The organism is Paraburkholderia sp. HD33-4, assembly GCF_021390635.1.
Taxonomy (GTDB): Bacteria; Pseudomonadota; Gammaproteobacteria; order Burkholderiales; family Burkholderiaceae; genus Paraburkholderia.
The window spans coordinates 1,829,254-1,851,587 of sequence record NZ_JAJEJS010000002.1 but is presented as its reverse complement, the minus strand read 5'-3'; the positions used below and the strand labels follow the sequence as shown (position 1 = coordinate 1,851,587).

The window sequence follows — 22,334 nt, the reverse complement described above, 5'->3', positions numbered from 1 at the left end:
AGCCTCGGGTCGCCGGGGCCGTGCGTATCATTTACGCTTGACCCGGCTCTTCCCGCGGCCAGCGGTTCTCGAACACGCAATCGGCGAGCGGCAAACGGCTCGCCCAGCGCTCCGTTTCGAGCATCGGCTCGCTGTAGAACGCATCGACGTGGCCGAGGCACAGAATCGCGACCGGCCGCGCGCCTGCCGGCATCGCCAGTAACTGATGCACCGCGTCGACATCGAACAGTGACACCCAGCCCAGCCCGAGTCCTTCCGCGCGCGCCGCGAGCCACATGTTTTGGATTGCGCACGCGACCGACGCGAGGTCCATCTCCGGCAGAGTGCGACGGCCGAACACGTGTCGCTCGCGGCCGTCCATCAACGCAATCACGAGCAGCTCCGCGCAATCGCGCATACCTTCCACCTTCAGCTTCATGAACTCTTCGCGGCGCTTGCCGAGCGCGTCGGCGGTGGCGAGGCGTTCGCGCTCGACGATGTCGCGCAAGCCCGTGCGCAGCGCCGCATCGGTGATGCGCACGATGCGCCAGGGCTGCATGTAGCCGACGCTCGGTGCGTGATGCGCCGCGTCGAGCAGACGCCGCAGCACCGCGGGGTCGACCGGATCGGGCACGAAGTGGCGCATGTCGCGGCGTTCGTATATCGCGCGATAGACCGCGTCGCGCTCGGAATTGTCAAAAGGCTTCGCCATGAAAGAGGGCGGCCGTGAAAGCCGGGTTGGAGGGCCAATAAGCGTGCATATAGGTTGCCACAATCGGGCCGACGCGGAAAACCGCTTCGCCGGGTGCATCGCTGTGTGCGCGTGTGGCGAAGCGCCGCGGCGCCAGCGGCGTCGCGAGCTTCGAGTAGTGAAACGTGTGTCCGGTCAGCGTGCCGTGGATGCCGTCGATCTGCTGCATGCCAAGCGACGTGAAGCGCGTTTGCATCGTCGCGTGACCGGGCAGCAGGCCGAGCATCGGCGTGCTCGTGCCTTGGGCGTCGGTCAGCGTGTCGAGCAGATAGAGCATGCCGCCGCACTCGGCGACCACCGGTTTGTCCGCCTCGACGTGCGTGCGGATCGACGCGGCGCTGTTCACGTTGCCCGCGAGCGTCGACATATGCAGCTCTGGATAGCCGCCCGGCAGATAGAGCGCGTGCGTGTCGGCCGGCAACGCTTCGTCGGCGAGCGGCGAGAAAAAGCTGAGCCGCGCGCCGAGCGCTTCGAGCAGCGCGACGTTGGCCGGATAGATGAACGAGAACGCGGCGTCGCGCGCGATCGCGATGTGCTTGCCGTCGAGCAGACGCGGCAGCACCTCGGGCGACGGCGTGCCGAAATCGACCGGCGGCGGCAGTTCGGCGAGCGCGGTCGACGCGAGCGTATCCGCCGCGCGTTCGAGGCGCGCTTCGAGATCGTCGATTTCATCGGCCTGATGCAGGCCGAGGTGTCGGTCGGGCAGCGTGATCTCGTCGCTCGCGGCGATGTGGCCGCACCAGCGCAACCCGGGCGGCAGCGCTTCCTGCAGCATCTGCGCGTGCCGCGCCGAGCCGACGCGATTCGCGAGCACGCCATGAAACGGCAGTTGCGGTCTGAAGCGCGCCAGGCCGAACGCGAGCGCGCCGAAGGTTTGCGCCATCGCCTGCGCGGAAATCACCGCGAGCACCGGCACGCCGAACGTGGTCGCGAGATCGGCGCTGCTCGGCGTGCCGTCGAACAGACCCATCACGCCTTCGATCAGGATCAGATCGGCTTCTTGCGCCGCCCGCGCGAGCAGGTTGCGGCACGCGCTTTCGCCGACCATCCACAGATCGAGCGATAGCACCGGCGCGCCGCTCGCGCGCGCAAGGATCATCGGGTCGAGAAAATCCGGCCCGGTCTTGAACACGCGCACGCACCGTCCGAGCCGCCGGTGATAGCGCGCGAGACCGGCGGTGATCGTGGTCTTGCCTTGGCCCGACGCAGGCGCGCTGATGAACAGCGCGGGGCACGCCGCGGAGCAAGTCCCCTCGAGGGACGCCGACATCGCTCAGAACTCCACGCCGCGTTGCGCCTTCACACCCTGCTCGCGATACGGATGCTTGATCGCGCGCATCTCGGTGACGAGATCGGCGGCTTCGATCAACGCGTCGGGCGCGTGACGTCCGGTCACGACGACGTGCAGCATCGGCGCGCGCGCGTTGATCACGGCGAGCACTTCGTCGAGCGGCAGGTATTCGTACTTCAGCACGGTGTTCAGCTCGTCGAGGATCACCATCTGGTAGTCGCCGCTTTCGATCATCCGCCGCGCTTGGTTCCAGCCCTTGCGCGCGGTCGCCATGTCGGCCTCGCGATTCTGCGTGTTCCAGGTGTAGCCGTCGCCCATCGTGACGAAATCGCATTGCGCGATCGCGCCGAGGAAGTCGCGCTCCGACGTATGCAGCGCGCCCTTGATGAACTGCACGACGCCCAGCCGCATGCCGTGGCCGAGCACGCGCACGGCCATGCCGAACGCGGCCGTGCTCTTGCCTTTGCCGGTGCCGGTGTTGACGATCAGCAGGCCTTTTTCGACGGTCGCGCCGGCCTGCTTCTTTTCGTGGCCTTCACGGCGGCGTTCGGTCATGCGTTGATGCGATTCGGGATCGGTTTTCATCGAGGGTCCTGGTCTTGAGGGGATGGGAGCACGTCGCTGAGGGCTGCGTCGTTCGGCGCCGCGATCGCCACTGCGATACCGGCGTGCGCGGTCTTGCGTACGATCAGACGTGCGGTTTGCGCAGTTGTCTCCGAGTCTGACGCTGCTGCCGCCAGCAGCGCGCAGGGCTCGCACACACCGTCGACGCCCAGATGCGCGCGAACCGCCGCCGACGGCGACGCGACCGGCACCGCGGCGATCTGCTCGCGGCTGAACAGTCGTAGCGGCAGCCGGTGGCGCGAGCAGAATTCGAGCAGGCCCGCTTCGTCGGCTTTGGTGTCGATCGTCGCGACGGCGCGGATCTGCTCGAAGGCATTCGATCCGAGCGCTGCGCGCACGGCGGCTTCGATGTCCGCGGCTTCGCTGTGCGAGCGGCAACCGATGCCGACGCTCAGCGTTTTCATCGCGTGTGCGTGTGGTGTTGCGCTCGCTGCCGGTTCGCGATGAACGCGGCCGTCGCGTTCCGCCGCTTCACGCGCCAGCGCGAGCGAGGCCACGCCGCCGATCACCACGATCGCCGGCGAGCCGAGCCCCGCGCGCACGACCGCCCCGGCAAACTCGCGAAGCGGCGCGAGCACGTGACGCTGCCCGGGCCGAGTCGCCGATTCGATCGCCGCGCAGGGCGTATCGGCGGACATGCCGGCCGCGAGCAACGCGCCGGCGATTTCGCCGAGCCGCCGCATGCCCATGTAGATCACGAGCGTCATGCGCGTCGCGGCGAGCGCGGCCCAGTCCGGCTCACCGCTGCCGGCCCCGTGGCCGGTGACGAACACGACGCCCTGCGCGTGGTCGCGATGCGTGACCGCAATGCCGAGCGTCGCGGGTGCCGCGATGCCGGCCGTGATGCCGCTGATCACGTCGACGTCGATACCCGCCGCATGCAGCGCCTGCAATTCTTCGCCGCCGCGACCGAACACGAACGGATCGCCGCCCTTGAGCCGCGCAACGCTGCGGCCCGCGCGCAGATGCCCGAGCATTTGCGCGACGATGTCGGCCTGCGCCGTCGACGGATGGCCGCCGCGTTTGCCGACGTACACGACTTGCGCGTCGGCGCGGGCGAACTGCAGCACCTCGGGATTGACCAGATCGTCGACCAGCACGACATCGGCCTGCGCGAGCGCGCGAGTGGCCTTCAGCGTCATCAGTTCGACGTCGCCGGGACCCGCGCCGATCAGCCAGGCGCGCGTCATCGCGGCGTGCATGGCGGATGCCATGCGGAGATGGGAGGAGAGAAGCGGCGTGCGACGGTGCGCGCGGAGGTGAATATAGAGGTCATGCAGTACAGCAAATCCGGGCGAGGTTAGCCGCGCGGCTCGCGGCACATTCTTCAGATAGAACGCCACGACACGCGCGATGCCACGCTGCTACGCCTTCACATCCGTTCCCCGCGGATTCCGGCGGCCGGCGGCGCAACCTGATGCACGGATGCATGCGGCGCCGCTTCCGCGTCTGGCCGGTATCCGGGCTGGCGGCCTCACGCGCTTCGCCTTCCCGTCCCTGTGTGCGGATTCGCGGGGACAGTGGCATCAAAAAACGCATGCGCGGCGCGGCGGAATCGAAGCTCAATCGAATCGCGCGCCGCAGGTCGCTTACCGTTGCGGGGACAGCACAGGTTGAACGCGCGACGCGCTGCCTGTTTCCCGTTTAACTGCACACGCGAGCGCATGTGCGGGCACCAAACGCGCGCATACGATAGCACATGGCGCCTTGCCGGATAAGCCTCTGCGGCGCTTTCCGACACCGTGCGTTCCTTGACTGCGCAAGGCCGCGGGCCTACACTCGCACGCACTTTGGGTGCTCGCGTGCGCGTTCGTGCGCATGCAGTTAAACGGGAAACAGGGAGCCTCTGCTCAGGAGTGGCTAACCTGTGCTGTCCCCGCAACGGTAAGCGAAAAGCGGTTCCGGCTTGTTAGTCGGCACCGCGGGTGCCGGCTTCGATGTCCTCGCGCAAGGTCGCGTCGACATATCACCACTGGACGAGAAACCACTCGTCCGGGAAGGGGAAGCGGCGCTTTCGTCAGCCCGGATACCGGCCCGAAGAAGCAGAACGACCGCCGCGGGGATGCGGCGGCGCGTTCATGACCTCACTTCCGCTTTCTGTATTTCCGTTGTCGCGGCAATGCCGTCGTTCGTCCCCGTGTTTGGTGATCGCTGGCACTGATGCGCATGCTTCATTCGCTCCATTCGCCAGCCGATGCGGACCGACGCGCGGACTTTCCGGCAGACCGATGCAACGCCAAGGGATGGACCTCACGATGCAAACTCAATTGCGCAAGATTCCCGTCACGATCGTCACGGGCTTTCTCGGCAGCGGCAAAACCACGCTGCTGCGGCACATTCTTCAGCATGCGGGCGGCAAGCGCATCGCGGTGATTGTCAACGAGTTCGGCGAACTCGGCATCGACGGGGAAATCCTCAAGGGCTGCGGCATCGGCTGCGATGAAAACGGCGTCGAGACCGAAGGGCATTTGTATGAACTCGCGAACGGTTGTCTGTGCTGCACCGTGCAGGAAGAGTTTTTTCCGGTGATGGAAAAGCTCGCTGAACGGCGCGGCGAACTCGATCATGTGCTGATCGAAACCTCGGGGCTCGCATTGCCGAAGCCGCTCGTGCAGGCGTTCAACTGGCCGCAGATCCGCAACGGCTTCACCGTCGACGCGGTGGTGACGGTGGTGGACGGACCGGCCGCCGCAAGCGGCCAGTTCGCCGATAACCCGGTCGCCGTCGATGCGCAGCGCAAGGCCGATCCGAATCTCGATCACGAGTCGCCGCTGCACGAACTGTTCGAAGACCAGTTGTCGGCGGCGGATCTGGTGATTCTGAACAAGACCGATCTGATCGACGACGCGCGCCAGCACGAGGTGGAAGCCGCGATCCGCGCGGAGATCCCGCCGCAGGTGAAGATCGTGCGCGCGCAGCAGGGGCGGCTCGACCTGCATACGCTGCTGGGGCTCGAAGCGGCGTCGGAAGAGACGATCCATCTGCGTCACGACCATCACGGTTCCGCCGACGACCCCGACCATCACCACGACGAATTCGATTCGGTCGTCGTGCAGGCATCCGTGCCGTCGCGCGACGCGGCGCTCGCCGCTTTGCAGACGCTCGTCGAAAACCACACGATTTACCGTGTCAAAGGGTTCGCCGCATTGCAGGGCGCGGCGATGCGCCTCGTGATCCAGGGCGTGGGCCGGCGCTTCGACAGCTACTTCGACCGGCGCTGGCAGGCGGGCGAAAATGACGAAGGCGCGTTGAGCCGCTTCGTGCTGATCGGCGAAGACCTCGACCAACACGCGCTGCAACAGGCGTTCGACGCGGCGCTCGGCGCGACGTCGAACGCGACGGCATAACGGGCGCACCAGTATGCATCTGCTGCGCACGACGCCGGGCGGCTTCGTCGACGATACGCAGGGCGTGATCCGCATCGATCAGCAGCCCGCCGAGATCGTCGTGCTCAGTTCCGCCGACACCACGCTGTCGCTGCTCGCGAGCGTGGTGCCGCGTCTTGGTGACGGCTTCCCGAGCGTGCGGCTCGCGAACGTCACGTATCTGCGTCAGCCGGCCTCGGTCGATTTCTATCTCGACGACGTGTTGCAGCACGCGCGCGTGGTCGTCGTCGATCATCTCGGCGGAGAAGCGTATTGGCCGTACGGCATCGAGCAGGTCGTCGCGCTCGCGCAGCGCAAACAGCAAATGCTCGCGATGTTTTCCGGCGACCTGCAGGAAGACCCGAACCTGCTCGCGCGCAGTACCGCGAGCCCGGAGTTATGCCAGCGGTTGTGGCGGTATCTGCGCGAAGGCGGCCCGCAGAACGCCGAGGCGTTTTTGCGCTGCATCGCGTATCGCGCGCTCGACTGGGGGCGCGAACCCGAGCCGCCGCGCGCGTTGCCGGCGGCGTCGCTGTATCACCCCGAGCGCGATACGCCCACTGTCGCCGACTGGCAGGCGCGTTGGCGGCAAGACGCGCCGGTCGTCGCGATCCTGTTCTACAAGGCGCATCTGCAGGCCGCCAATACCGCGGTGTTCGATGCGCTGATCGACGCGCTCGAAGCGCAAGGGCTCAATCCGCTGCCGCTCGCGATCACGTCGTTGAAGGATGCGATGAGCCGCGATGTCGTGCAGTCGCTGTGTGCGCAACATGGCGTCGCGCTGGCGCTGAACACAACCGCGTTCGCCGCGTCGGCGATCGACGACCCCGAGCCGCTCGCGCTCGCCGGCGACGCGCCGGTGTTCCAGGTGATCCTGAGCGGCGGCAATCGCGAAGACTGGCTGAAGGACAATCACGGTCTCAACTCGCGCGACATCGCGATGCATATCGCGCTGCCCGAAGTGGACGGGCGCATCATCACGCGCGCGATCAGCTTCAAGGGGCTCGCGTATCGCTGTGCGCATACGCAGGTCGACGTGGTCCGCTATCAGCCCGACCTCGAACGGGTGAGTTTTCTCGCCGAGCTGAGCCGGCGCTGGTGCCGTCTGCGTTCGCTCGATAACGCCGACAAGAGAGTCGCGTTGATTCTCGCCAACTATCCGATGAGCGAAGGGCGCATCGGCAATGGCGTGGGGCTCGACACGCCGGCGTCGGTGGTCGGCATTCTGTCGATGCTGCGCGCTGAGGGCTATCGTGTCGGCGAGTTGCCCGACAACGGCGACGCGTTGTTGAACCGGCTGACAGAAGGCGTGACCAACGATCCCGTGGTACGCGATCTGCGTCCGGCCCTGCAAAGCCTCGCGCTCGACGACTATCGCGCGCAGTTCGATGCGTTGCCGGCGAGCGTGCGCGACGCGTTGAACGCGAGGTGGGGCGAGCCCGAGCATGACCCGACGCTGCGGCGCGGCCGCTTCATGATCGCTGGCTGGCGCTGCGGGCAGGTGTTCGTCGGCATTCAGCCTGCGCGTTCGCGCGAGCAAGGCGACTATGCGAGCTATCACGATGCGGAGTTGGTACCGCCGCATGCGTATCTCGCGTTCTATTTCTGGCTGCGCCATCAGTTCGGCATCGACGCGGTTGTGCACGTCGGCAAGCACGGCAACCTGGAATGGCTGCCGGGCAAGAGCGTCGCGCTGAGCGACGCGTGCTGGCCCGATCTGATTCTCGGGCCGATGCCGCATCTATATCCGTTCATCGTCAACGATCCGGGCGAGGGCAGCCAGGCGAAGCGGCGCGCGCAGGCGGTGATCGTCGATCATCTGATGCCGCCGCTTACCCGTGCCGAGAACTATGGGCCGCTGCAGGATCTGGAGCGCCAGGTCGACGAATACTACGAAGCGTTGATGGTCGATTCGCGTCGCGCGAAGCTGCTGCGTCGCACGATTCTGACGACGATCGTCGAGCATCGGCTGCACGAAGAGCTGAGTCTCGCGGCGCCGAGCGGACAGGACGATGAGGATGCGCTGCTCACGCGCGTCGACGCGTGGCTGTGCGAGCTGAAGGAAGCGCAGATTCGCGATGGCCTGCATACGTTCGGGCAGTCGCCGCGCGGCGTGCAGCGGCGCGATACGCTGCTCGCGCTCGGGCGCTTTCCGATCGGCGATGGCCAGGGCGGCAACGCGGGTCTCGTCGACGCGCTGACGCGCGATCTGCGCATCGACCATCTGTTCGACCCGTTGAGCGTGGATTGGGCCGCCGCCTGGGACGGCCCGCGTCCCGAGCTATTGCAGCGGGTCAGCGACGCGCCCTGGCGACACTACGGCGATACGCGCGAGCGGTTGGAGTTGCTCGCGGGCGAGTTGTTGCGTGGCGTATGCGGTGTCGATCGCGATGACGCGGATCGTTCGCAAGCCGTCCCCGTAGCCGACGAAGGTCTGCCGCAAACGGCACAGGTGATCGCGCGCCTGCGCGACGACGTGCTGCCGCGCCTCGACGCCTGCGGCCCGCAAGAAATGACGCAACTGAAGCGCGGCCTCGAAGGACGTTTCGTGCCGCCAGGGCCGAGCGGCTCGCCGTCGCGCGGGCGGCCGGACGTGCTGCCGACCGGCCGCAACTTCTATTCGGTCGACACGCGCGCGGTGCCGACGCAAGCCGCGTGGGCACTCGGCCTGAAATCGGCGCAGCAACTGATCGAGCGGCATCTGCAGGAGCACGGCGACTATCCGCGCGCAATCGGCCTGTCGGTCTGGGGCACTGCGACGATGCGCACCGGCGGCGATGATATCGCGCAGGCGCTCGCGCTGCTCGGCGTGCGGCCGAAGTGGGCGCCGGGCAGCCATCGTGTGACGGACTTCGAGATCATGCCGATCGAGGCGTTCGACCGGCCGCGGATCGACGTCACGTTGCGCGTATCCGGCTTCTTTCGCGATGCGTTCGCGAACGTGATGCATCTGTTCGATGCGGCCGTGCAAGCCGTTGCCGAACTCGACGAGCCCGCGGAGCTGAATCCGATTCGCGCACGCGTGCAGCGCGAACGCGATGCGTTGATCGCGCGCGGCGTGGACCCCGTCGAGGCGCGCAAGCGCGCCGGCTGGCGCGTGTTCAGCGCGCGGCCCGGCGCGTACGGTGCGGGTCTGCAGCAGATGATCGACTCGCGTCAATGGCAGACCGACGCCGATCTCGCGAACGCATATCAGGCGTGGGGCGGCTATGCGTATGCGCAGAAGAGCGCGGGCGAGGAAGCGCATCAAGCGTTTGGCGCGCGCCTCGCGGCGATGGATGTCGTGCTGCAGAACCAGGACAACCGCGAGCACGACGTGCTCGATTCGAACGACTACTACCAGTTTCAGGGTGGCATGGTGGCGGCGGTGCGGCATCTGGCCGGTCAGCAGCCGCGCGTCTATCACGCCGACCACAGCAATCCGGCCACGCCGCGCGTGCGGACGCTGCACGAGGAGATCGCGCGCGTGATCCGCTCGCGCGTGGTCAATCCGAAATGGCTCGATGGCGTGAAGCGGCACGGCTACAAGGGCGCGGCCGAGATCGCCGCGACCGTCGACTATCTGTATGGCTACGACGCGACCGCGCGCGTGATCGCGGATCATCAATATGCGCTGGTCGCCGATGCTTATCTGAACGACGCCGATACCCGCGCGTTCATGCAACGGCACAATCCCCATGCGCTGCATTCGATCGGCGAGCGTTTGCTCGAAGCGATGCAGCGTGGTCTGTGGCAGCGGCCGGGCGACTATCGCGCGCAGGTGGAAACGCATCTGCTCGTGAGCGAACAGCAGATCGAAGGAAGACAAACGTCAACAACCCCGCCCTGACGGGCCACTGAAGGGCGGAGCTTGAAGCGGTAGATCAGGCTCGGGTTGACCAGACCGAGCGCCGACAGGCGCTACGTTGCTCAGAAGACAGTAGACCCCACCCTGACGTGCTTCCTCAGCGTCAGGCACTGGAAGGGACGGTCGCAGACAAGCGACCGGGTAAGCACGAAACGGATCGTCCCGGTCAGCCCTGTTGTTGCTGACACCTGCTGCGCAACATGGTCGAGGGGAGACTTCCTGCAAGGGAAGCGTCACTAGAGCGTGTTAGGAACTTCGATTGAGACCTGGTATCCTGGCGGAATGACAAAAGCAAACCGCAAAGGGTATCCGACCGATGTGTCGGACGAAGAATGGTTTTTCGCGGCACCGTATCTGACGTTGATGGACGTCGATGCGCCCCAGCGCAAATACGAACTACGCGACATGTTTGATGCATTGCGCTGGATGGCCCGTGCCGGCGCGCCGTGGAGGATGTTGCCCAATGATTTCCCTCCTTGGGAACTGGTGTATCAGCAGACTCAACGCTGGTTGCAAGCAGGCTGCTTTGAGAGCATGGTGAGTGACCTACGCTCGGTGATTCGCGTGGCACAGGGGCGCCAGGGGCAGCCGAGCGCGGTCATCCTCGATGGCCGCACGATACAGTCGACCTGCGAGAGCGGCCCGCGTGCGGGCTACGACGGGTATAAGCGCAAGCGCGGCAGCAAGGTACATATTGCAGTGGACACGCTGGGACAGTTGCTGGCGGTTCACGTGACACCCGCCAATGAACAGGAACGCGCGCAGGTAGCGGAGCTTGCACATCAGGTTCAGCAGGTAACTGGACACACGGTCAAGGTGGCATTTGCCGATCAGGGATACACGGGTAAAGAGCCAGCGCAGGCAGCACTTGACGAAGGCATTGAACTACAGGTGATCAAACTCGAGGAAACGAAGAAGGGCTTTGTACTGCTGCCCCGGCGTTGGGTTGTCGAGCGCAGCTTTGGCTGGCTCAACCGTTTCCGACGTCTCGCACGTGACTATGAGCGGCTACCTGAAACGCTCGCCGGCCTTCATTTCGTCGTCTTCGCAATGCTTATGCTTGTCCACGCGGTTCCTGTACTTCAGAGTTCCTAACACGCTCTAGGCCCGTAAGGGCAACGTTTTTGAAGGAGCCGACATGTCGGTGTTTGTGTTGGACCGGAATGGTAAACCGCTGATGCCGTGCAGCGAGAAGCGCGCAAGGCTGCTGCTCGCGCGCGCTCGAGCCCGCGTGCACCGCGTCGTGCCGTTCGTGATCCGGCTCGTCGATCGCAAAGTGGACGCCTGTTCATTCCAGTCGCTGCGCATCAAGCTCGATCCTGGAAGCAAGGTCACGGGCATCGCTCTTGTGCGCGAGGCCGGGCACGGCGTGGCAGTGCTAAACCTGTTCGAGCTGGTTCACCGCGGCAGACAGATCAGTGAGGCCCTGACGTCCCGTCGTGCCTTTCGTCGGCGCCGTCGAGGTGCAAACCTGCGCCACCGAGCGCCGCGCTTCCTGAACCGCAGGAAGCCCGAAGGCTGGCTTTCGCCGAGCCTGATGCATCGCGTTCACAACACCATGGCATGGATGAGCCGGATCCGCCGTTGGACACCGGTTACGGCACTCTCGTCGGAGCTGGTGCGCTTCGACACGCAGGCGCTCGACAATCCTGAAATCTTGGGCGTCGAGTATCAGCAAGGCACGCTGGCGGGCTACGAGGTGCGCGAGTACCTGCTGGAGAAGTGGAACCGCACCTGCATCTACTGCGATATCACGGATCGTCCGTTGCAGATTGAACACCTGAGCGCCCGTGCGCGCAATGGCAGCAACCGGATTGGCAATCTGGGGTTGGCCTGCAGCGACTGCAACCAGGGCAAGGGTTCGCTCGATGTACGCGAGTACGTCAAGGACCCGACGCGCCTGGCGCGCATCCTCGCTACCGCATCTCGCCCACTCAGGGATGCCGCCGCGGTCAATACGACGCGCTGGGCGCTTGCCAATGCGCTTCGGGCCACTGGCCTGCCACTTGAACTCGCCTCCGGGGGACGTACGAAGTTCAACCGCGTCAGCCATGACATCCCGAAGACCCATGCACTCGATGCAGCGTGTGTCGGGCAGGTGGACAGCATTCGGGGCTGGCAGCGCCCGTCGCTGGCGATCAAGGCCACCGGGCGCGGCAGCTACCAGCGCACGCGCTTGACCCGACATGGCTTCCCCCGAGGATATCTCATGCGGCAAAAGCAGGTACAGGGGTTCCAGACGGGCGACCACGTGCGCGCCGATGTGCCCAGCGGCAAGAAGGCGGGCATCCATATCGGACGCGTTGCCGTGCGCGCAACGGGTTCGTTCAACATTCAGACGGCCTCGGCCGTCGTTCAGGGTATCAGCTACCGTCACTGCGCGCTCGTTCAGCGCGGTGATGGCTATGCATATTCCGTTCAACCCAAGGATAGCTTTCGACAAGGAGATGCGGGCGTAGGGCGTGCTGTGCATGCCGCGCTATCCCTCCCCGGCATGAATGCCGAGGTTTCCCGCGCATTCCGATGAATGGAGCGACGCGAGGAAAGGACGACTTGAATGACGCGGGTTTTGCATCGGCCGCGGGCGCACGGCCGGGTTTTCCGTTTGCGGCGCTGATCGGCCAGGCCTCGTTGCAGCAGGCGCTGGTGCTTGCGGCGATCGATCCGGGCCTCGGTGGCGTGCTGATCAGCGGACCGCGTGGCACCGCGAAGTCGACCGCCGCACGCGCGCTCGCCGAACTGCTGCCGGAAGGACAGCTCGTGAATCTGCCGCTTGGCGCGAGCGAGGATCGGCTTATCGGCACGCTCGATATCGAAACCGTGTTGCGCGACGGCTCGGTGCGCTTCTCGCCGGGGTTGCTCGCGAAGGCGCATCGGGGCGTGCTGTACGTCGACGAAGTCAATCTGCTGCCCGATGCGCTCGTCGATGCGTTGCTCGATGCGGCGGCGAGCGGCGTAAATACAGTTGAACGCGATGGCGTATCGCATAGTCATGACGCGAGCTTCGTGCTGATCGGCACGATGAATCCCGAAGAGGGCGAGTTGCGGCCGCAGCTGATCGACCGCTTTGGTCTGATGGTGGAGTTGCAGAACGCGTTCGAGCCGCAGGTGCGGCAGGCGATCGTCAAAGCGCGCTTTGCGTTCGATCTCGATGCCGCTGGGTTTCGTGCCACCTATGCGGAGCAGCAGGCTTCATACGTACAGCGAATTCGCTCGGCGCGCGCGGCGCTGCCGCTGCTGTCGTTCGATGACACCGTTCATGCGCGCGTGAGCGCGCTGTGCATCGACGCGGCCGTCGACGGCCTGCGCGCCGATCTCGTGATGCTGCGCGCGGCGCGCGCGCTGGCCGCGTTCGAACAGGCGGATGTTGTGACGGTGGGCCATGTGGAGCGCGTTGCCGATGCAGTCCTGCTTCATCGGCGGCGTCAGCATGATTCGCAGCATGCGAATCAGCGCCGGTCGGAAAGCGAGGCGCGGCCACGGGACGTCGCTGGAGGTGCGTCTGGCCCTGCGGCCGCATCCACCTCATCTTCCGCCGACACCGACTGGGGCTACCTGCCTCCTGAGCCGGCCCCGGCTGTGCCCGTCAAGGGTGTCATTCCGCTCGACGCAAAAAAACGCTGAGCCATCGGAAAGGCGCCGCCGCTGACTCGCGCAGCGGTTTTCGATGGCGGCAAGGCGTGGGGGTGGGTTCGCGCGACACGTCGCGCGGCGAACCGGGCAGGCGCATTGCATGGCCGCCGACGCTCGCCGCGATGCGCGAGCGCACGCTCGGTCGGGAGCATTTGCGCTTCGTGCGCGAAATGCCGCGCGGCGGTGTGCTGCATTGCTTCGTGCTCGATTGCTCCGGGTCGATGCTGGCGGGCCAGCGCCTCGCGCTCGCAAAGGGTTTATTGACTGCCTTGTTCGACCGTGCGAGTGCAATGCGCGCCGAGGCTGCGTTGATCTGCTTCGGCGGGGCGGGCGCGGACGTACGCTTCGGTCCTGCCGTGCCGCGCTGGTGGAACGAGCGATGGCTCGCGCCCGTGGGCGGAGGCGGCGGCACGCCGCTCGCTTCGGGCGTGCGCCGCGCCGCGCAACTGCTCGAACTCAGCGCGCGGCGACGACCGGCCCAGCAGCGCTGGTTATGGATTCTGACCGACGGCCGCACGCGCGACGAACCCGCTCGGCCGGCCGATGCCGATGAAGTCGTGTTCGTCGATTTCGACCGTGGTGCGATACGGCTCGGCCGCTGCGAAGTGCTCGCCGATGCGTGGGGCGCGCGGCGCCTGACGCCGGAAGAGTTGATCGGCTGATCGATGTGTACGCAGCGAGGTCGGCGTGCTGCGTCCACACGCGCGTTGCTTCCCAGCCGTAGCGCTTATTTCAGGCCGTTGGACCAGTGCTGCACATCCTCTTGACGGTCGAACACGAACACCTTCATCGCCATCTGTTGAGCGGTATCGAGCTGATCCAGTTCGAGCCCATGCATTGACGGCTCGCCGGGCGTTTTGCCTTTCTGAATGTTGCGGATCACTGCCGTCGTCTCGATCTGCGCATCGTACTCGGCCGATTTCAGCCGGAACGCGATGCGCAGCCGCTCGCTGATCTCGCCCAGGGTCCATGCCGCACTCAACGACATGCCGAGCGCGCTGATGCCCTTCGCGAGTCCGAGGCCTTCGTAAGTGTCGCCGCTTTCGCCGATGCCGAACCGCACGGGCAGGTGCGCATGGACGCGGATCGATTTGCGCTCACGGAGGCGGCGGACCACGCCAGGCTTCGACAACACGACATAGTCGAACGGCATGCGGCAGACCGCTTCGACCGTGCAGACGAAACGGAACACGGCCTGACTCGCGATCGCGACGATCTCGACGTTCTCGCCGGGCGTGAGCGGCAGCGGTTGGCCCTGCTGCATCGGCGGCGTGACGAACAGCGCATGGTTCGGCGCGAAACCGATGATGCGGCATGGGTGCATCGGCGCGCCGCTACCGAGTTGCGAACGCATGCCGATCAATGCGCCGATTTCGAGGTGCATGTCCTTGAGCGTCAGCTCACCGGCCGGGTCGGGCTGGGCGGTGGGCGCAGGCGGTTGTGGTGCGCCGAGGTTCAGCAGGTCGCCGCGTTGGGGGTGAAAGTGTTGGAATAGGAAGGCGCGCTCGTCGGTCGTCGCGAGCGTCGTGGCGCTGGCGAAGAGCAGCGTGCCGTCGGCGTCGACGATCGGCCATGGGAGCGGCGTGCCTACTGGCACCATTTCTGGCTCGAGCGCCGCTGATGGAGCGGCGGGCCGGGTTTCCTCGACGTGTGCGTCGACGGGATTGTCCATAGTGTCGGCAGCTAATTTAAGTGGCGGGATAATCTGAATGACGGCGGGGAAGGGTAAAACTTTAGTTTGGGGAGCGGTGTTTGGATCGAACTGTGACCGGACTGCTTTGTTTCGTTGGTGGCTGAACTTCATTGAATCGGATGACTAACTATTTTGCCTTCTTTTTGGTTTCAGGCTGAGTTGACTCTTTTGGTGGCAGGTGGCAATGCGATGGAGATGGCCGTCTTTGCTCCCAAAAGAAATTCGCAGAAGGGGCTTGACGTGTTGTCGATCGCTCTCCATAATCTCGTTTCTCTGCTGCAGACGCAGCGACGCAAACGAAGCGGTGCCGGGTGGTTGTGGTTCAGGCGCTGCGGGTTGGGCGGATCGATCTTTAAAAACTAACAGCCGATAAGTGTGGGCGCTTGATGCGGAATGCGGCGGCGGATTCTTCGGAGTCTGCTGCAAGGCAAAAGTATCAGAAGCCTCACACAGTATTAGAGGAAGGTTTATCTGTCGAAAGACGGATTGATCATCGTCAGTACGTTGAGTGAGCGACCGGTTCGAGAGAACCGAAAACAGTAACAGGTTTGAACTGAAGAGTTTGATCCTGGCTCAGATTGAACGCTGGCGGCATGCCTTACACATGCAAGTCGAACGGCAGCACGGGAGCAATCCTGGTGGCGAGTGGCGAACGGGTGAGTAATACATCGGAACGTGTCCTGGAGTGGGGGATAGCCCGGCGAAAGCCGGATTAATACCGCATACGCTCTATGGAGGAAAGCGGGGGATCTTCGGACCTCGCGCTCAAGGGGCGGCCGATGGCAGATTAGGTAGTTGGTGGGGTAAAGGCCTACCAAGCCGACGATCTGTAGCTGGTCTGAGAGGACGACCAGCCACACTGGGACTGAGACACGGCCCAGACTCCTACGGGAGGCAGCAGTGGGGAATTTTGGACAATGGGCGCAAGCCTGATCCAGCAATGCCGCGTGTGTGAAGAAGGCCTTCGGGTTGTAAAGCACTTTTGTCCGGAAAGAAAACCTCGTGGCTAATATCCGTGAGGGATGACGGTACCGGAAGAATAAGCACCGGCTAACTACGTGCCAGCAGCCGCGGTAATACGTAGGGTGCGAGCGTTAATCGGAATTACTGGGCGTAAAGCGTGCGCAGGCGGTGATGTAAGACCGATGTGAAATCCCCGGGCTTAACCTGGGAACTGCATTGGTGACTGCATCGCTCGAGTATGGCAGAGGGGGGTAGAATTCCACGTGTAGCAGTGAAATGCGTAGAGATGTGGAGGAATACCGATGGCGAAGGCAGCCCCCTGGGTCAATACTGACGCTCATGCACGAAAGCGTGGGGAGCAAACAGGATTAGATACCCTGGTAGTCCACGCCCTAAACGATGTCAACTGGTTGTCGGGCCTTCATTGGCTTGGTAACGTAGCTAACGCGTGAAGTTGACCGCCTGGGGAGTACGGTCGCAAGATTAAAACTCAAAGGAATTGACGGGGACCCGCACAAGCGGTGGATGATGTGGATTAATTCGATGCAACGCGAAAAACCTTACCTACCCTTGACATGTATGGAATCCTGCTGAGAGGTGGGAGTGCCCGAAAGGGAGCCATAACACAGGTGCTGCATGGCTGTCGTCAGCTCGTGTCGTGAGATGTTGGGTTAAGTCCCGCAACGAGCGCAACCCTTGTCCCTAGTTGCTACGCAAGAGCACTCCAGGGAGACTGCCGGTGACAAACCGGAGGAAGGTGGGGATGACGTCAAGTCCTCATGGCCCTTATGGGTAGGGCTTCACACGTCATACAATGGTCGGAACAGAGGGTTGCCAAGCCGCGAGGTGGAGCCAATCCCAGAAAACCGATCGTAGTCCGGATCGCACTCTGCAACTCGAGTGCGTGAAGCTGGAATCGCTAGTAATCGCGGATCAGCATGCCGCGGTGAATACGTTCCCGGGTCTTGTACACACCGCCCGTCACACCATGGGAGTGGGTTTTACCAGAAGTGGCTAGTCTAACCGCAAGGAGGACGGTCACCACGGTAGGATTCATGACTGGGGTGAAGTCGTAACAAGGTAGCCGTATCGGAAGGTGCGGCTGGATCACCTCCTTTCCAGAGCTTGCATTGCTGCGCAAGCGCTCACGCTTATCGGCTGTGGTTAGTAGAAGCAACGCAGACAGGCTCAGGGGTCTGTAGCTCAGTCGGTTAGAGCACCGTCTTGATAAGGCGGGGGGTCGATGGTTCGAATCCATCCAGACCCACCATCCTTGTCTGTGGTGCAGGCTGGGGCGCCCGTGAGTGCTGTATGACCGGGGGATTAGCTCAGCTGGGAGAGCACCTGCTTTGCAAGCAGGGGGTCGTCGGTTCGATCCCGTCATCCTCCACCAATCCTCAATGCCAAGGGTTCAGCACGAAGTGGGATGCTGAGTACTTTGCATTGGCGATTGAGCCAGTCAGAGCGATATGAGGCAACTCATAATCGGCTGTCGTTCTTTAACAATCAGGAAGAAGTAGTAAAGAGATTCACGAAAGCGTACTTAGAGATGGGTGCGTGAGTAGGTGAATCAGGGTTGTGATTGTATCGATGTATTTTTAAGTGATCGAAAGATTGCTTTGGAATACGGCGCAACACGAATACTCAACCTGTAGCGGAAGTGATCTGCGGTGAGCAATCATTGAGAGACACACCCGTTATAGGGTCAAGCGAACAAGTGCATGTGGTGGATGCCTTGGCGATCACAGGCGATGAAGGACGCGGTAGCCTGCGAAAAGCTCCGGGGAGCTGGCAAACAAGCTTTGATCCGGAGATGTCCGAATGGGGAAACCCACTCCTAATGGAGTATCCATGACTGAATACATAGGTCATGTGAAGCGAACGCGGTGAACTGAAACATCTAAGTAACCGCAGGAAAAGAAATCAACCGAGATTCCCAAAGTAGTGGCGAGCGAAATGGGATCAGCCTGTACTCTTTATTCTCATTGTTAGTCGAACGCTCTGGAAAGTGCGGCCATAGCAGGTGATAGCCCTGTAGACGAAAACAGCGAGGAAGAACTAGGTGTACGACAAGTAGGGCGGGACACGTGAAATCCTGTCTGAAGATGGGGGGACCATCCTCCAAGGCTAAATACTCGTGATCGACCGATAGTGAACCAGTACCGTGAGGGAAAGGCGAAAAGAACCCCGGGAGGGGAGTGAAATAGATCCTGAAACCGCATGCATACAAACAGTCGGAGCCTCGCAAGGGGTGACGGCGTACCTTTTGTATAATGGGTCAGCGACTTACATTCAGTGGCAAGCTTAACCGATTAGGGCAGGCGTAGCGAAAGCGAGTCCGAACAGGGCGTTCAGTCGCTGGGTGTAGACCCGAAACCAGGTGATCTATCCATGGCCAGGTTGAAGGCACGGTAACACGTGCTGGAGGACCGAACCCACTAACGTTGAAAAGTTAGGGGATGAGCTGTGGATAGGGGTGAAAGGCTAAACAAACCTGGAAATAGCTGGTTCTCTCCGAAAACTATTTAGGTAGTGCCTCGTGTATCACCTTCGGGGGTAGAGCACTGTCATGGTTGTGGGGTCCATTGCGGATTACTACGCCATAGCAAACTCCGAATACCGAAGAGTGCAATCACGGGAGACAGACATCGGGTGCTAACGTCCGGTGTCAAGAGGGAAACAACCCAGACCGCCAGCTAAGGTCCCCAAATATGACTAAGTGGGAAACGAAGTGGGAAGGCTAAAACAGTCAGGAGGTTGGCTTAGAAGCAGCCACCCTTTAAAGAAAGCGTAATAGCTCACTGATCGAGTCGTCCTGCGCGGAAGATGTAACGGGGCTAAGTCATATACCGAAGCTGCGGATGCGTGCTTTGCACGCATGGTAGGAGAGCGTTCCGTAAGCCTGCGAAGGTGCACTGGAAAGTGTGCTGGAGGTATCGGAAGTGCGAATGCTGACATGAGTAGCGATAAAGGGGGTGAAAGGCCCCCTCGCCGTAAGCCCAAGGTTTCCTACGCAACGTTCATCGGCGTAGGGTGAGTCGGCCCCTAAGGCGAGGCAGAAATGCGTAGCTGATGGGAAGCAGATTAATATTTCTGCACCATTGTGAAATGCGATGGGGGGACGGATCGCGGAAGGTTGTCCGGGTGTTGGAAGTCCCGGTCGCTGCATTGAAGAGGGTGCTTTGGCAAATCCGGGCACAGGACTCAAGGGTGTGGCGCGAGCTTCTTCGGAAGCGAAGCAACTGGAAGGGGTTCCAGGAAAAGCCTCTAAGCTTCAGTTTCACAGTGACCGTACCGCAAACCGACACAGGTGGGCGAGATGAGTATTCTAAGGCGCTTGAGAGAACTCGGGAGAAGGAACTCGGCAAATTGGTACCGTAACTTCGGGATAAGGTACGCCCTTGTAGCTTGACTGGCCTGCGCCAGGAGGGTGAAAGGGTTGCAATAAACTGGTGGCTGCGACTGTTTAATAAAAACACAGCACTCTGCAAACACGAAAGTGGACGTATAGGGTGTGACGCCTGCCCGGTGCCGGAAGATTAAATGATGGGGTGCAAGCTCTTGATTGAAGTCCCGGTAAACGGCGGCCGTAACTATAACGGTCCTAAGGTAGCGAAATTCCTTGTCGGGTAAGTTCCGACCTGCACGAATGGCGTAACGATGGCCACACTGTCTCCTCCCGAGACTCAGCGAAGTTGAAGTGTTTGTGATGATGCAATCTCCCCGCGGCTAGACGGAAAGACCCCATGAACCTTTACTGTAGCTTTGCATTGGACTTTGAACCGGTCTGTGTAGGATAGGTGGGAGGCTATGAAGCGTGGACGCCAGTCTGCGTGGAGCCGTCCTTGAAATACCACCCTGATCTGTTTGAGGTTCTAACCTTGGCCCGTAATCCGGGTCGGGGACAGTGCATGGTAGGCAGTTTGACTGGGGCGGTCTCCTCCCAAAGTGTAACGGAGGAGTACGAAGGTACGCTAGGTACGGTCGGAAATCGTGCTGATAGTGCAATGGCATAAGCGTGCTTGACTGTGAGACTGACAAGTCGAACAGGTGCGAAAGCAGGTCATAGTGATCCGGTGGTTCTGTATGGAAGGGCCATCGCTCAACGGATAAAAGGTACTCTGGGGATAACAGGCTGATACCGCCCAAGAGTTCATATCGACGGCGGTGTTTGGCACCTCGATGTCGGCTCATCTCATCCTGGGGCTGTAGCCGGTCCCAAGGGTATGGCTGTTCGCCATTTAAAGAGGTACGTGAGCTGGGTTTAAAACGTCGTGAGACAGTTTGGTCCCTATCTGCCGTGGGCGCTGGATATTTGAAGGGGGCTGCTCCTAGTACGAGAGGACCGGAGTGGACGAACCTCTGGTGTACCGGTTGTCACGCCAGTGGCATCGCCGGGTAGCTATGTTCGGAAGAGATAACCGCTGAAAGCATCTAAGCGGGAAACTCGCCTTAAGATGAGATATCCCCGGGGCTTCGAGCCCCTTGAAGGGTCGTTCAAGACCAGGACGTTGATAGGTCAGGTGTGCACGTACAGTAATGTACTGAGCTAACTGATACTAATTGCCCGTAAGGCTTGATCCTATAACCGGTGTGTTTTACCCCCAGCGAGGGGAGCGACACGCACAGGGTTGAGATCGGTGTTGTGCCAGAAACAACGCAACCCCCACACACGAATCCTTTACGCTTCTTCCAGATTGGCTGTGGCGCATACCATTGCGACGCAGCAACCCGTCATGCCTGATGACCATAGCGAGTCGGTCCCACCCCTTCCCATCCCGAACAGGACCGTGAAACGACTCCACGCCGATGATAGTGCGGATTGCCCGTGTGAAAGTAGGTAATCGTCAGGCTCCTTACCCAGTCAGAAACCCCACCCTCCGCGGTGGGGTTTCTGCGTTTACGCGGCCGTTTGCGAGCCTCACTGCTTGCCCATCCGCAGCGCATCCGCGTAACCGGTCAGTTCGAGATAGGCTCGCCCTACATCCGCATTCTGTTGACTCACCCGCACCGCGCCTTCCCAGTACACCGCGCCAGTGGACTGTCGTGAATCGAGTTCCTGATCGTCCATCAGCGGATCGAGTTGCCACGTCTGCGAGCCGGTTCTAACCATCATCGAGACAGGGTACGAAGCACTCGTGCGCGGCGAACGCCACATGCGACGCGGCGTGAAATCGACGTCAGCGGAGCCGAAGTTCATTACTTGTCCATCGGGCTTGCGAAGCGTCGCGTGGGCCCATATTGCATGTCCATCGCGGCTACGCATCTTGAACGCCATCAGGGCTGAGCCGTCCGTCAAATTGGCACCGAGCCAATCCCATCCGACCGCATGGGCGTCGAGATATGTGCTCGACCATTCGTGATCGAGCCAAGCGGTGCCCGTCACAGCTGTATTGCGCGTTGGCTCGTTCCCAGCCTGAACGGGGCGCACGACAGTGCCCCTCACGCGGAGCTGCGGCTCGCTGTAGTAGTAGCTTGCCTGTTCTGGCCGCAGTCCTTTGCGCGAGTAACCGCGTTCGCCCTGAATCAGCGGAGGCTGCGTTGGCGTGAGTTGGAGATGTAGCGAGAATCCGCTTGCGTCGGCGCTGACGTCGTAGTGGCCGTCCGCGGCGCGCATCATTTTCCATGCGTCGAGTTTGACGTCGGTGTTGGCGGGTTTCGCGTAGGCGAGCCCGAGACCTTGCCGAGCGATGCGTTGATCATGAGCGAGGTGTCCGAGAGACGGATCGCTCAGCGCAGCGTGCGCGATGATCAGTTGCGAGGGAGCGAAGGCGCTGGGATCGGCGCGATCGTGACCGGTCGCCGAACGGAAGAAGGTGATCTGGAATCCGAGCGGTCGGTTGTCGGGCGTCGTGAGCCAGCCAGTTGCGTACCACCATTCGGTACGGAAAGCCGGATGGGCACCGCTGTCTTGCGGAAACGAGATCGTATGGTCTGGCGTGACTGCCGCGAAGGCTACCGGCGTGGACGCGGAGAAGTCGCTAGTCGCCGCATGCGACGGCGAAACAGCGGCCAGGCCAACGCAAAATAGGCCACGAAAAAGAAGGTGAAGGCGTCGCAGTGGAGACTTGGAGTCTCCGCGCGAAATCGCAATCGGAGTCAGAGTCAGAGTCGGAATCCGAGCCGGCGCCTGGAATAACGTTACTAGCGTGGACATCGTCGAATTGGCCACATTCGCTCGCAGCGAT

Annotated in this window: 12 protein-coding genes, 2 tRNA genes, 3 rRNA genes, 1 pseudogene and 2 riboswitches; of the genes and pseudogenes, 11 read left to right on the top strand and 7 right to left on the bottom strand. The window is 62.4% G+C overall.

From position 1 onward, the window contains the following. Positions 1–31: 31 nt before the first annotated feature. The 5 genes and pseudogenes from bluB to cobA all read right to left on the bottom strand — a co-directional run. On the bottom strand, positions 32–691 hold the full coding sequence (bluB, locus tag L0U84_RS28435; RefSeq protein WP_233855045.1) for a 5,6-dimethylbenzimidazole synthase: 660 nt from the start codon (positions 689–691) through the stop codon (positions 32–34). Next, complete coding sequence (locus tag L0U84_RS28430; protein WP_233855043.1) at positions 675–2,000, bottom strand: cobyrinate a,c-diamide synthase; 1,326 nt, start codon at positions 1,998–2,000, stop codon at positions 675–677. The genes bluB and L0U84_RS28430 overlap by 17 nt, the downstream gene beginning before the upstream one ends. Positions 2,001–2,003: 3 nt before the next feature. Continuing rightward, a complete protein-coding gene (cobO, locus tag L0U84_RS28425; RefSeq protein WP_233855041.1) occupies positions 2,004–2,606 on the bottom strand; it encodes a cob(I)yrinic acid a,c-diamide adenosyltransferase in 603 nt (200 codons plus the stop codon). After that, on the bottom strand, positions 2,603–3,049 hold the full coding sequence (locus tag L0U84_RS44070) for a cobalamin biosynthesis protein (RefSeq protein ID WP_326491225.1): 447 nt from the start codon (positions 3,047–3,049) through the stop codon (positions 2,603–2,605). Before L0U84_RS44070 ends, cobO begins: the two co-directional genes overlap by 4 nt. Before the next feature lie 60 nt (positions 3,050–3,109). Next, a pseudogene (cobA, locus tag L0U84_RS44065) lies at positions 3,110–3,835 on the bottom strand (uroporphyrinogen-III C-methyltransferase); the annotation flags it as partial. A 244-nt stretch (positions 3,836–4,079) separates the two neighbouring features. Continuing rightward, a riboswitch (cobalamin riboswitch) is annotated at positions 4,080–4,340 on the bottom strand. A gap of 80 nt (positions 4,341–4,420) precedes the next feature. Further along, positions 4,421–4,697, top strand: a riboswitch (cobalamin riboswitch). 203 nt (positions 4,698–4,900) lie between these two features. Here cobA and cobW point away from each other — a divergent pair. The 6 genes from cobW to L0U84_RS28390 all read left to right on the top strand — a co-directional run bounded on the left by cobW (position 4,901) and on the right by L0U84_RS28390 (position 14,152). Then, positions 4,901–5,992: a cobalamin biosynthesis protein CobW gene (gene cobW / locus L0U84_RS28415; protein WP_326491205.1), complete on the top strand. Its 1,092-nt coding sequence runs from the start codon at positions 4,901–4,903 to the stop codon at positions 5,990–5,992. Positions 5,993–6,005: 13 nt separating this feature from the next. Further along, positions 6,006–9,839 (top strand): cobaltochelatase subunit CobN, encoded by a 3,834-nt coding sequence (gene cobN / locus L0U84_RS28410; protein WP_233855022.1) that lies wholly within the window; start codon positions 6,006–6,008, stop codon positions 9,837–9,839. Positions 9,840–10,139: 300 nt separating this feature from the next. Then, on the top strand, positions 10,140–10,952 hold the full coding sequence (locus L0U84_RS28405; RefSeq protein ID WP_233855020.1) for an IS5 family transposase: 813 nt from the start codon (positions 10,140–10,142) through the stop codon (positions 10,950–10,952). A gap of 43 nt (positions 10,953–10,995) precedes the next feature. Continuing rightward, a complete protein-coding gene (iscB, locus tag L0U84_RS28400) occupies positions 10,996–12,384 on the top strand; it encodes an RNA-guided endonuclease IscB (RefSeq protein ID WP_233855018.1) in 1,389 nt (462 codons plus the stop codon). Next, positions 12,381–13,481, top strand: coding sequence for an ATP-binding protein (locus L0U84_RS28395; protein WP_233855007.1), 1,101 nt, complete (start codon positions 12,381–12,383; stop codon positions 13,479–13,481). Before iscB ends, L0U84_RS28395 begins: the two co-directional genes overlap by 4 nt. A gap of 56 nt (positions 13,482–13,537) precedes the next feature. Then, complete coding sequence (locus L0U84_RS28390) at positions 13,538–14,152, top strand: vWA domain-containing protein (protein ID WP_233855005.1); 615 nt, start codon at positions 13,538–13,540, stop codon at positions 14,150–14,152. Between the two features lie 65 nt (positions 14,153–14,217). Here L0U84_RS28390 and L0U84_RS28385 read toward each other — a convergent pair whose 3' ends face one another. Beyond that, positions 14,218–15,162, bottom strand: a complete 945-nt coding sequence (locus tag L0U84_RS28385; protein WP_233855003.1) for a flagellar brake protein — start codon at positions 15,160–15,162, stop codon at positions 14,218–14,220. 571 nt (positions 15,163–15,733) lie between these two features. Between L0U84_RS28385 and L0U84_RS28380 the strand changes: the two genes are divergently transcribed. The 5 genes from L0U84_RS28380 to rrf all read left to right on the top strand — a co-directional run bounded on the left by L0U84_RS28380 (position 15,734) and on the right by rrf (position 20,999). Next, positions 15,734–17,264, top strand: a 16S ribosomal RNA gene (locus tag L0U84_RS28380). 74 nt (positions 17,265–17,338) lie between these two features. Then, a tRNA-Ile gene (locus L0U84_RS28375) sits at positions 17,339–17,416 on the top strand. Between the two features lie 47 nt (positions 17,417–17,463). Next, positions 17,464–17,539, top strand: a tRNA-Ala gene (locus L0U84_RS28370). Positions 17,540–17,849: 310 nt separating this feature from the next. Continuing rightward, a 23S ribosomal RNA gene (locus L0U84_RS28365) occupies positions 17,850–20,730 on the top strand. A gap of 155 nt (positions 20,731–20,885) precedes the next feature. Beyond that, positions 20,886–20,999 (top strand): 5S ribosomal RNA (rrf, locus tag L0U84_RS28360). The 16S, 23S and 5S rRNA genes sit together here with 2 tRNA genes alongside, the layout of an rRNA operon. Before the next feature lie 68 nt (positions 21,000–21,067). Here the strand turns inward: rrf and L0U84_RS28355 are convergent. Next, entirely contained in the window at positions 21,068–22,303 is a 1,236-nt protein-coding gene (locus L0U84_RS28355) for a lipocalin-like domain-containing protein (protein WP_233855001.1), read from the bottom strand. Positions 22,304–22,334: the final 31 nt, after the last annotated feature.